An 11790-nucleotide genomic window follows, 5' to 3' on the forward strand; every position below is an offset into this window, starting at 1 on the left:
AAAGGTATTTAAGTGACATGACACTACAATCCTACTCCTTCAATTTTTTCCTGACATTCAGGACATTTGCCTTTTGATACTCTGTTTTTCAATATGGTATATCCATATCTTTCTATCAATAATGTTTTGCAATTGGGGCAGTAAGTATTTTCAGCTTCGTCGCCTGGGACATTTCCTCCGTATACGAATTTCAGACCTTCAGTAACCCCAATATCTCTTGCCTTTCTTATCGATCTTAATTCTGTGGGGGGAAGATTAAGAAGTTTATAGTTTGGATAAAACCTGCTTATATGCCAGGGGGTTTCCGGTCCAATTTCTTCCTTTATAAATCTTGCAATATCTCTAATCTCCTCTTTTGAATCGTTTAATGTGGGAATCAGAAGGGTCGTGATTTCTACCCATATTCCATATTTTTTCATCAACTTAATGGATTCAAGAACTCCTTTGAGCTTTGCTCCTGGTATTTTGTGATAGAAATTCTCTCTGAAAGACTTGAGATCAACATTTGCTCCGTGTAAATATGGAGAAATTGTTTTCAGAGCTATTTCAGACATGTATCCATTGGTTACAAATATGTTGTATATTTTCTTTTCTGAGGCAAGTTTTGATATATCATAAGCCCATTCGAAAAAAATAGTTGGTTCAGTATAGGTATAAGAAATCGTTTTACATTTCTTTTCCATTGTCATTTTTACAATTTCTTCAGGGGTAACCCAAGAATTTTTAACCTTGTTTTTTTGTTTATCAAATTTATACTGAGATATATCCCAGTTCTGGCAGTTTGAACATTTCATATTACATCCCACTGTAGCGATTGAGAAAGAAGTTGTTCCCGGGTAAAAATGAAAGAGGGGTTTCTTTTCAATAGGGTCGACATGCATTGCGATTGGATTTCCATACACTAAAGAAAATAGCTTCCCACCCTTGTTTATTCTTACTCCGCAAACTGCAATTTTCCCTTCATAAATAACACATCTATGACGACATAATTCACACCGAACCTTCCCATTCCCCATCTCTTCCCAGAACATCGCTTCTTTCATCGGATATATTATTATTGTTCAATGGCAAAAATTTTTCCAGCAGAAATTATTTTGTTTACTCTGATTTCTTTCAATCTCTTGAGAAAAATAGAAATAACAAATAAAGCTATTCTTTCTTATTCCAGTTACTTATTGTATAATTCCAAAAATAAGATGGAGGTATTAATGTATGATGAAAGAATCTTTGCAAAATGAATTGAAATCCTTTAATCCTGCTACTGGAGAATTTCTTGGTTCAGTTTCAATCTCTTCTGATGAGGATGTGGATAGGGCTTTTAAGTCCGCAGAGATAGCCTTTGAATCCTGGAGGAAATATTTCATAGAAGAGAGAATAGGATTGATGAAAAAAGTAGGAAGAATAATATTTGATGAAAGGGATGAGATTGCAGAGCTTATAACAGCTGAAACTGGGAAACCTCTAATGGAGTCCTATTCCAGTGACTTGATTGAAACCTTAGATGCCATATCCTATTATTGCAAAAATGCCAGAAAGATTCTTAAAAATGAAAAGATACGGCTTTATCAACCATTTCTATGGGGTAAGAAGGCCTGGATAAAATATGAACCACTGGGACCTGTGGCTGTGATATCACCTTGGAATTTCCCTTTATCAATTCCAATGGCAACTCTCGTCCCTGTTATCATCGCAGGAAATACTGTTCTTTTTAAACCATCAGAGTATACCCCATTAATAGGAAAGAAGATAAAGGAGATCTTTGATAGAGCAGGCTTTCCCGAAGGAGTATTGAATATTCTTTATGGAGATGGAAAGGTTGGGCAAAGGATAATAAGAAAACCTGTAAAAAAGGTATTTTTCACAGGAAGCTCTGGGGCAGGAGAGATTATCATGAAGGAATGCGCTGGATCCTTGAAGCCTGTGGTCTTTGAGCTGGGAGGGAAGGATCCAATGATTGTGTTAAAGGATGCAGATCTTGATATTGCAGTAGATGGTGCTATATTTGGAAGTCTTTTCAATTGTGGTCAGACATGCTGCTCTGTTGAGAGAATATTTGTAGAAGAAGAGATTACAGAGGAGTTTTTCAGGAAGTTGGAGGGGAAAGTAAAGAGATTAAGAGTGGGTAATGGAATGAATGAAGGGAAAGTGGATATTGGTCCCATTCAGAATCAAGCTCAGTTTAATAAAGTGAAGGAGCATTTAGAGGATGCCATCGAAAAAGGGGCCAGAGTTTTGGCTCAAACGGAAACAAAAAATGAGAAAGAGCTTTTCTTTTCTCCCATACTGATTTCAGACATAAATTCTTCCATGAGATGCTGGAATGAGGAGACCTTTGGTCCCCTTATAAAGCTTATTCCTGTAAAGGATTGGAGAGAAGGGGTGAAATTGGCCAATTTAACCGATTATGGACTTGGAGCCAGCATATGGACAAAAAATATCTCCTTGGCAAAGGAGATTGCTAAAGAGCTTCAGGCTGGGGTTGTGTGGATAAATAATGTTCTCTATTCCTTCAATGCCATGCAGTGCCCATGGGGAGGGGTTAAAGAGAGTGGTATCGGAAGGGTTCATGGCAGATTTGGACTTCTGGAAGCTACAAATCCCAAGCTAATATGTATGGAGAGGGAAAGAAAAAAAGGAGAGTTGTGGTGGTATCCATATACAAAGGAGAAATTGGAAATATTGAAGAATGGAATTACCTTTATCTTTGGAAAAAATATTATGGAAAAGATCAAACTGATTCCATCCATTGTTAAATGGTTTCTTTTTTATAGATAATGGGTCAATAGGAGTTTTGGTATTTGGATTCGGGATTTAATTATGATTTTGATATTATGATTTTTGAAAGGGGTTGAGTTATAAATGCCAAAAATAATAATAAGGAAATGCGATGAGTATGATAAAGAAAGGTTGATCAGGATATTTTTAGAAGGAATGGAGATTCTCAATCTTAAAAGCCGTATTAAAGGTAAAATAACTATAAAACCTAATGTGGTCTTAGCTCATCCAAAGGTTGCTCCTTCTGCATTTACAAGACCAGAATTTATTTCCGCTCTCCTTTCTGCTTTTGAGAAAGTAAAGATCGATCCCCTCTCATTTTCCATTGTCGAGAATTCTGGAACAGGAGTTCCTACATCCAGGATGTATAAAAGGGCTGGATATTTAAAATTAAAAAAAATGTATAATCTGAAACTTAGAGCCTTTGAGGAATCCAGGAAGACAAGAGTTAAACTTAAAAAGGGGAAGGTCCATTCTGAGATTACGGTTCAAAGAGATCTTATTGAAAATGACCTTCTTGTCTACGCACCCAAGCTTAAGACCAATGTTCTTGCCTCTGGTATGACCGCCTCAATAAAGTTAAACATTGGAATTATAGGAGATAAGGAAAGGATGATGCATCACACCTATAGACTTCCTGAAAAGATTGTTGATCTTCTGGAAATTGGTTATCCTGATTTTATTGCCACTGATGCCATTGAGATTGGCATGGGTGGAAACCAGATGACAGAATATCCTCTCCATCTCGGTGCTGTTATCATGTCCAATCATTCCTTAGCTCACGATATGATTTGCGCCCACATATTGAATCTTGAGCCGAAGAAACTTCCTTTGCTTGTAGAGGCATCTCAGAGAGAGTATGGCTCCCTTGAGCTCAACGATATAGATATTGACACCGATATAAATCTGGAGGAGCTTAGGAGAAAAACAGGAGAAAGGGATATAGGATTCATAAGGGTTGAAAATCTCGATGGACCTATAAGAGTTCTAAGTGGTGAGCCGTACTGTATTGGAGGATGCCAAGGTATTATGCTGGACTGGCTTTATATGTTGAAGGATAGAGCACCATCCACATTTAACAAAAAGAGGGACTTAACAGTTGTGATTGGAGAATATAATGGGGATGTTTCTTCAAAAAGGATTATATTGCTGGGTGACTGCACTAAGGTAAATGGAAGGATTGAGGCAAAGAGGATTTCAAGAATAAAAGGTTGCCCAGTAAGACACAAGGATCTCATTCTTCATTTCTTTCTAAAGACCTTCATTAGAGCACCACTCATGCGTTTGGATCTCCTTATAGATGCTTATCCATTCCTTTGGTTGAGTCATTTAAAGGGATGGGTAAGAGAAAGAATCGAGCATTAAGAAGGACAATGAAATAAAATGAGAGAGAAGAGTATTTTGGAATATTTTAAAATCCAGGAGAAATATCTTCTATGTATTTTATAGCATTGTGAGCAGCAGTGGCGCCGTCTCCAACTGATACTGCAACCTGTTGAAATGCGCCTGCTCTTACATCTCCTGCTACAAATATGCCAGGCTCTGAGGTTTGTAAATTATTGTCAGTGATAATGTACCCATAATCATCGGTCTTAACTATGTCTTTTATAAATTCAGAGTTGGGCAATAATCCAACATATATAAAAACCCCATGAGCATTTATCTCTTTTATCTTGTTTGTGTTTCTTTCTCTTATCTTTACTGATTCAATTTTTCCTCTTCCATTTATTTCTAAAAGTTCATGATTGAGAAAGATTTCTACGTTATTTTTTTCCATTATTCTTTCCTGAAGAATTTTTTCAGCGGTCATCTGGGGCAAGAATTCCACAAAGGTTATTTTTTTAACGAATTTCAATAAAAATAAGCCTTCTTGGATTCCTGAATTTCCACATCCTACCACCACAATCTCTTTGTCTTTGTAAAAAGGCCCGTCACATACAGCACAATAGGAAACGCCTTTCCCTGTAAATTCTTTCTCTCCATGGATCCCTAATTTTTTATGTCTTGTTCCTGTAGCAACGATTACTGCCTTTCCTAAATATTCTCCATCATTTCCAATAACTTTCCAGTAAAAATTATTTTTTTCTATTTTTTTTGCTTCATCATAAACAATGGAAGCTCCGAATTTTTCAGCCTGCATTCTGAATTTATCCATAAGTTCAAAGGGAGGTATCGGCTCAGGATATCCTGGGTAGTTTTCTATTATATCGGATAGAATAATTGTTCCCCCTGGAGCTGATTTTTCCATAACTATGGCGGAAGTTCGAGATCTCCCTGCATATATTGCTGCAGTTAAACCCGCTGGTCCGGCTCCTATAATGATAATATCTAATAAATCTTTCATAGGTATCTTTCAAGAAACTCCCTTATTTTTTCTTTCGGATGAAATCCGATTAATCTATCTTTTTCTTTTCCATTTATAAAGAGGATCATACAGGGAATACTTCTAATCATATGTTTGGATGTTGTCTTTGTATTTTGTTCAACATCGAGTTTTCCAACGATTATTTTTCCATTTAAAATCTGCGAAAGGTTTTTAAGGATTGGATTTAATACCAGACAGGGAGGGCAGGAGTTGGAATAAAAATCTATAAGATAGGGCAATTTTGAACTGTTGATTTTTTCATCAAAGTCTTCATCCGTAAGATCAACCAATTTTTCTGACATTATTATTTCTTCAAAAAATTTTTCTATTTAATCTTTTTTCTATGGCAAATTTGTAAAGATTGAGGTACTCTTTTGCAGATTGACCCCAGGAGAAATCTTGCTTCATCCCATTTTTAATCAATTTTTCCCATTTCTTTTTATCCTTATAAACTTCCAGAGCTTTTTTAATGGCATTTAAAAAATCCTCAGGGGAATAATTTTCAAATTTAAAACCATTTCCAGTCTCAGTTTTGGGATCGAATTCAATTATTGTATCATCAAGTCCACCGGTTGCCCTTACAACTGGAACAGTTCCATATTTTAGGCTGTACATCTGATTTAAACCACATGGTTCATATTTTGAAGGTATTAAGAATATATCAGCTCCAGCCTCAATTTTATGGGAGAGTATTTCATTGAATTCAATCCTTGCTGCCATTTTATTCGGGTATCTTTCCTTGAATTTTAGCAATTCATCTTCATATTTTTTATCTCCCTTTCCCAGTATTACTATCCCTAAGTCAATTTCCATGAGCTTATCCAATATTTTAGTTAATAGATCGAATCCCTTTTGTTCAGCCAGTCTTGATATCATTCCAATCAGTGGCCATTTAGGGTTTATTTTCAAATTTGTTTCTTTAATCAAATCTTCTTTATTTATTTGTTTTTTATAGATAGATCGAATTGAATAATTTGCTTTAATCATCCTATCATCAGTTGGATTCCAGACCTTATAGTCGACTCCGTTAAGAATGCCAAACAGGGAATCTCTTCTCTTTTTTAAAACACCTTCGAGTCCGCAACCAAATTCTTCTGTTTGAATCTCATGAGAGTATTTTTTTGATACTGTATTTATTACATCTGAATAAAGCAAGCCTGCCTTCATAAAATTCAGCTTTCCCCAGAATTCAAGTTTATCTGGAGTAAAATAACTCCACCCAAGACCTGTAAGAAGTATACTTTCTGGAGGAAAAAGGCCCTGGTAGGCTAAATTATGAATTGTATACACTGTTGCAGTTTCTTGAAAGATTCCATTATTAGAATAGATTGTTTTTAAGAAAAGAGGAATTAAAGCTGTTTGCCAGTCGTTGCAATGTATAATGTCAAACCTTTTGTTAGAATTGATTAGAAATTCGATGAGAACTTTAGAAAAAAATATAAATCGCTCATCATTATCCAGATAATCTCCATGACTTGTCCCATATAGTTCTTCTCTGTAAAAATATTTTGGATTATCTATAAAGTATACATCAATGTCCGAGTCAATCTTTGATGAATAAACTGCTCCTTTTACTTTTTCATTACCGAGAGAAAGAGTTATATTGTTCATTTCAAGCTGGGGGGATACAAGATCTATTTCCTTTTTCTTATATTTTGGCATTGCTAAAGCAACATTCTGATTTAATTTTGAAAGAGTTATCACGAGAGAACCGGCGACATCCCCCAGTCCACCTGTCCTTGCCAATGGAAAGGCTTCTGGGGTTACTATTAATATTTTTAAGTTAGTGTTCTTTAATTCATTAAATTTTTTCATTTTCTCAGAAGTTTTTATTTTTTTATATTAAAATATATCTATTTAAAACTATGATGTCAATTTCTATTTATTAATCATACGAAGTTTTTTGGTATGAAAGCTATCAAATATAATATAATTTTTTTTCATTAAGAAACTTTGCTTGCCTCATTTAACATTTAAAGCTTTCCACTCCACTTTAATTTTTCCTGCAATAAATCAAAAAAATTCCTGTAAGGGGATGCAATAAGCTTGAGTTGGAAAGGAGATAGAGTTACAAGTATCGGCGTATCGATCTCCATTTTTGGCCCCTTTTGACCATCTATCGTTATATGGATATCCTCGTTTGTGTTAACCATTTCTACTGATATCTTTGAATCTTCAGGCAAAATCATCGGTCTGATGGAGAGAGTGTGCGGACAGATTGGAGTAAAAATTATAGATTTTATCGAAGGTTCTGCAATTGGACCTCCAGCTGATAAGGAATAAGCAGTTGAGCCTGTTGGAGTTGATATTATTATCCCATCCCCTCTTACGCTTACCAGGAATTTTTCATTTATTGAAACCTTTAATTCAACAATTCTTGAAAGGGCACCCTTTGCAATTACCACATCGTTAAGAGCTGTAAATTCTTTTTTTTCAATTTTGATGGATAGCATAGACCTTAATGAGACAGGAGCATTTCCTTTGATAGTTTTATCTAAAATATCAAACATTTCCTCGAGAGTTGTTTCTGCTATAAAGCCAAGCGTTCCAACATTTATTCCGAGGACTGGTTTTCTTTCTTTAGCTGCGTATGGTGCAATGCTTAAGAGTGTTCCATCTCCGCCAAGAACAAGAATCAAGTCTGATTTTTCAGCTATCTCATTTCTTGAGACCCCCTTTTCCTTGCCAAGAATTTCTGCTGCTTTTTTTTCAAGAACGGGGATTAAATTGTTAGAAGATATCCATTCAAAAGAATTTTTAAGTATTTTCTGAATCTCAGGGGCATTTGGTTTTACTATTATACCAATCCTTTCAATTCTTTCCATTGAAAACTATCTCCTTTACCTTGTTAAAAATTTCATCATTACTTTTTCCATGAGTACATAGATAGAGAAAAAATTCGCGGTTACCTTTTTGACCGAGTATAGGGGATTCATAGAGATCTTTTATTATAAACTCTACTTTTTCAGAAAAATTTATAATATCGTGTAAAACGTCCTCTAAAATTTCATTCTTTTTTATTACTCCGTCTTTTCCAACTTTTCCTCTGCCTGCTTCGAATTGAGGCTTTATAAGAGCGAGGATATCTCCCTGTTGAAGGATTTCTCTTAACGGGACCAGTATTTTTTTTACTGAGATAAAAGAAACATCGATTGTGAAAAAATCAGGGATGTATTCAAAGTCGTCTTTTGTTAAATACCTTGCATTTTTTTGGAGAAGAATTACTGCAGGGTTATTTCTGATTCTTATGTCTAACTGCTTAAAATTGACATCGATACAATAGAGTTTTTTTACTCCATTTCTAATCAGTACATCAGCAAATCCTCCTGTTGATGTTCCAATGTCTCCGGCAATCCTATTTTTTAGATTTAAGTTAAAGTGCTTGATTGCTCCTTCCAGCTTGATTCCTGCTCTGCTTATATAACTTGGTTTTTCCTTGATAAAAATATTCTCATCGGTTGAGATTTTTTCGCTTGCCTTTTCAATTCTTTTAGCCTTTGAAAAAACAAGACCTTCCATTATTAACAATTTCGCTTTTTCTCGAGAATCTACAAAGCCTCTTTCAACCATTAATTTGTCTATTCTTTCGTATTTCATTTAGACTCAAGGAAATTTTTTATCCTTCGATAGGTACTCTCCTCATCAAGTTCTATTAATTTAAGGATTTCCTCTCTCTTTCCATGGGGCAGAATTACATCAGGAATTCCAAGGGATAAAATTTTCATGCTGTATTTTTGCTTAGAGTCGAAAAACTCTCTGACAGCTGACCCAAAACCTCCGTTTACAATTCCTTCTTCAGCTGTGATAAGATAATTATAATTATCCGAAAGTTCAAGAAGGAGTTCAGTATCTAAAGGTTTTACATATCTTGCGTTTATAACTTTTAAGTTTTTTCCTTCCCTTTCCAGTTTTTGTGCAACACGCAGGCAAGGGTAAACCATTGAACCTATAGAAATTATAACACCCATATCACCATCTTTTAGTATTTCGCTTTTTCCTATCGGAGTTACCCTAAATTCTTTATCTATGTCTATACCTATTCCGTATCCTTTAGGGTATCTTATAAAAACAGGCCTGTTTTCTAAATATCCAGTATACATCATGTGCCTTAATTCATTTTCATCTTTAGGAGCCATTATTATTACGTTCGGGAAAGGCCTCAGGTATGCCATATCGAAAATTCCCTGATGGGTAGGACCATCATCAGAGACGATTCCTGATCTATCGAGACAGAAAAGAATTGGTACATTCATAAGAGAGACATCGTGGTAAATCTGGTCATAAGCCCTTTGAAGAAATGTGGAGTAAATTGCAACTACAGGTTTGTATCCCTGCAAGGCCAGACCGCATGCAAAATTAACTGCATGTTGTTCTGCAATACCAACATCAAAAAATCTATTCGGGAATTTTTTTGAAAAATCCATCAGACCGGTCCCTTCGGGCATGGCAGCTGTTATTGCTATCACTCTTTTATCTCTTTCTGCCAGTTCAACTGAAGTTTTTCCGAAGATTGATGAATAGGTTGGAGGACTATCTTTAACAATAAATTTACCTGTTTTTTTATCAAATGGAGAAGCACTGTGAAATTTTGATGGTTCTTTCTGGGCAGGAATGTATCCCATTCCTTTCCTGGTAACTGTGTGGATTAATATAGGTCCATTGTATTTTTTAGCTTCATAAAAAGTCTGAATGAGCATTTCAATGTTATGTCCCCTCACAGGACCCATATACTTTATTCCAAGGTCTTCAAACAGACTTCCTGGAATTAACATTTTCTTCACAGCTTCTTCAAAACGCCTTGTAACTCTAAACATTAATCTTCCCACAGCAGGGATACTCTTAACAGCACTTTCTGTTAATTCTTTTGCTCTTCTAAAAAATTGCCCTGAGACAAGATAATTTAAATATCCTGAAATGGCCCCAACATTTGGAGATATTGACATTTCATTATCATTTAGAATTATTATTAATTTTTTTTTAAGATGACCTATCTGATTGAGAGCCTCTAAGGCCATTCCCCCTGTAAGAGAGCCATCTCCTACAACAGCAATTATGTAAAAATCTTCCCCTTTTAAATCTCTTGCCACTGCCATCCCAAGGGCTGCAGATAGAGAAGTGGAAGCATGGCCGGTGTTATAAATATCGAAGGAACTTTCTTCGATGTTCGGGAAGCCTCCAATTCCCTTATATTGTCTTAAAGTTTTGAATCTATTCCTTCTTCCTGTGATTAATTTATGGGTATAGCATTGATGCCCTACATCCCATAATATCTTATCTACAGGCGTATCAAAAACAAAGTGAAGAGCCAGTGTTAGCTCGACAACTCCTAAATTGGACGAAAGATGCCCTCCGTTTTTTGATACCACATCTATTATTTCCTCTCTTATTTCTTGGGAAAGGTTAATAAGTTCTTCTTTTGATAGTCTTTTTAAATCACGAGGTTCATTGATTGTATCCAGAATTCTTCCCATTAATTTTTTCTCTCGACTGTTAGTTTAGCAAGGTAAATAAGAGGAGGATATTTGCATCCCATCGTTTCTATTTCTTCAATTGCCTGTTCAACCAGGGCTTTTGCTCTCTGTTTTGCATTATCTACTCCAAAAAGATGGGCATAATTCCTTTCATGAAAGTTTTTCTTTTTTTCGTCTTTCATTAGATCGAGAAGATCATCTGTAATCTGAAAAGCAAGTCCCAATTTTTCTCCAAATTGATATATTTTTCTCTGGGAATTTTCGCTTAATCCAGCCATTACAGCTCCAATTTGGCATGAAGCAGCGATTAACGAACCAGTCTTTTTCAAATGAATCTCATCAAAATCAGATTCTTTTGAGATATTTATGTTCAATTCCATTGCCTGGCCTTTTAAAAGGCCATTAAATCCATATGAATTTGATAAGATTTCAATTGCCTTTAATTTTTTCTTTTCAAAACCTTTTTTCGAAGGATATTTTGAAATTATGTAAAATGCCAGAGAGATTAAAGAATCTCCTGCTAACATTGCCAATGCATCTCCGAAGACTTTATGATTTGAAGGCTTTCCTCTTCTCCAGTCATCATTATCCATGATTGGTAAATCATCGTGAATCAGGGAGGAGGTATGGATCATTTCGACTGCACAACTCGAGGGGAGAAGATTTTCTTCCTCTCCATCAAATGCTTCTCCAACTGCAATTAGAAGGAGGGGCCGAAATCTTTTTCCTTCGGATAAGAGGCTGTAAGAAACGGATTGCTTGAGGGGGAAATCTTCTTCTCCCAAGTAATGTTTAAGGGCTGATTCAATTTTTTCTCTTTTTAGTTTTATATACTCATCGACCTTCATTTTCCTCTTCCGAGTTAAGTTCCTCTTCATCTATTATTTCCTCCTCCTCTTCCTCTTCTTCTTCCCCCTCTTCCTCTTCTAAATCTTCCTCTTTTAGTTTAAAATCTTGCTTTTTAAATTCTCCCTTTTCGTCTTTTAATAGGATTTCGACTTTTCTTTCAGCCTTTTCCAATTCATCTCTGAGGTATCTTGAAATTTTAAGACCTTTCTCAAACAACTCAATTGATTTTGCCAATGGAATGTTTCCAGCTTCTAATTTTTCGACTATTTTTTCAAGGTCTGCGAGAGCCTTTTCAAAATTGATCTCTTCCATTGTATCCTCCATTTATCT

The 11790-nt window shown here is 35.5% G+C and carries 11 protein-coding genes; 2 read left to right on the forward strand and 9 right to left on the reverse strand.

The window, feature by feature from the left end; genetic code table 11:
* Nucleotides 1–23: 23 nt before the first annotated feature.
* Nucleotides 24–1043 carry an AmmeMemoRadiSam system radical SAM enzyme gene (amrS, locus tag AB1410_10260; GenBank protein ID MEW6457080.1) on the reverse strand — a complete coding sequence of 340 codons (1020 nt, stop codon included), beginning with the start codon at nt 1041–1043 and terminating at the stop codon, nt 24–26.
* A gap of 169 nt (nt 1044–1212) precedes the next feature.
* On the opposite strand from amrS, the gene AB1410_10265 reads away from it, so the two are divergent.
* Both AB1410_10265 and AB1410_10270 read left to right on the forward strand, forming a co-directional pair.
* Entirely contained in the window at nt 1213–2775 is a 1563-nt protein-coding gene (locus AB1410_10265) for an aldehyde dehydrogenase family protein (GenBank protein ID MEW6457081.1), read from the forward strand.
* Between the two features lie 84 nt (nt 2776–2859).
* Nucleotides 2860–4140, forward strand: a complete 1281-nt coding sequence (locus AB1410_10270) for a DUF362 domain-containing protein (protein ID MEW6457082.1) — start codon at nt 2860–2862, stop codon at nt 4138–4140.
* Between the two features lie 46 nt (nt 4141–4186).
* Here the strand turns inward: AB1410_10270 and trxB are convergent, their stop codons facing one another.
* The 8 genes from trxB to xseB all read right to left on the reverse strand — a co-directional run bounded on the left by trxB (nt 4187) and on the right by xseB (nt 11772).
* The gene (gene trxB, locus AB1410_10275) at nt 4187–5119 is read right to left on the reverse strand and encodes a thioredoxin-disulfide reductase (protein MEW6457083.1); all 933 of its coding nucleotides are present in this window, start codon (nt 5117–5119) and stop codon (nt 4187–4189) included.
* The gene (locus AB1410_10280; protein MEW6457084.1) at nt 5116–5442 is read right to left on the reverse strand and encodes a thioredoxin domain-containing protein; all 327 of its coding nucleotides are present in this window, start codon (nt 5440–5442) and stop codon (nt 5116–5118) included. Before AB1410_10280 ends, trxB begins: the two co-directional genes overlap by 4 nt.
* A 10-nt stretch (nt 5443–5452) precedes the next feature.
* Nucleotides 5453–6955, reverse strand: coding sequence for a glycogen synthase GlgA (gene glgA, locus AB1410_10285; GenBank protein ID MEW6457085.1), 1503 nt, complete (start codon nt 6953–6955; stop codon nt 5453–5455).
* Between the two features lie 158 nt (nt 6956–7113).
* A complete protein-coding gene (locus tag AB1410_10290; protein ID MEW6457086.1) occupies nt 7114–7965 on the reverse strand; it encodes an NAD(+)/NADH kinase in 852 nt (283 codons plus the stop codon).
* Entirely contained in the window at nt 7952–8737 is a 786-nt protein-coding gene (locus AB1410_10295; protein MEW6457087.1) for a TlyA family RNA methyltransferase, read from the reverse strand. Before AB1410_10295 ends, AB1410_10290 begins: the two co-directional genes overlap by 14 nt.
* Complete coding sequence (gene dxs / locus AB1410_10300; GenBank protein MEW6457088.1) at nt 8734–10611, reverse strand: 1-deoxy-D-xylulose-5-phosphate synthase; 1878 nt, start codon at nt 10609–10611, stop codon at nt 8734–8736. The genes AB1410_10295 and dxs overlap by 4 nt, the downstream gene beginning before the upstream one ends.
* Entirely contained in the window at nt 10611–11489 is an 879-nt protein-coding gene (locus AB1410_10305) for a polyprenyl synthetase family protein (GenBank protein ID MEW6457089.1), read from the reverse strand. Before AB1410_10305 ends, dxs begins: the two co-directional genes overlap by 1 nt.
* Nucleotides 11446–11772 carry an exodeoxyribonuclease VII small subunit gene (gene xseB, locus AB1410_10310; protein MEW6457090.1) on the reverse strand — a complete coding sequence of 109 codons (327 nt, stop codon included), beginning with the start codon at nt 11770–11772 and terminating at the stop codon, nt 11446–11448. Before xseB ends, AB1410_10305 begins: the two co-directional genes overlap by 44 nt.
* Nucleotides 11773–11790: the final 18 nt, after the last annotated feature.

This window comes from Acidobacteriota bacterium (genome assembly GCA_040756905.1).
Classification (GTDB): domain Bacteria; phylum Acidobacteriota; class Aminicenantia; order JBFLYD01; family JBFLYD01; genus JBFLYD01.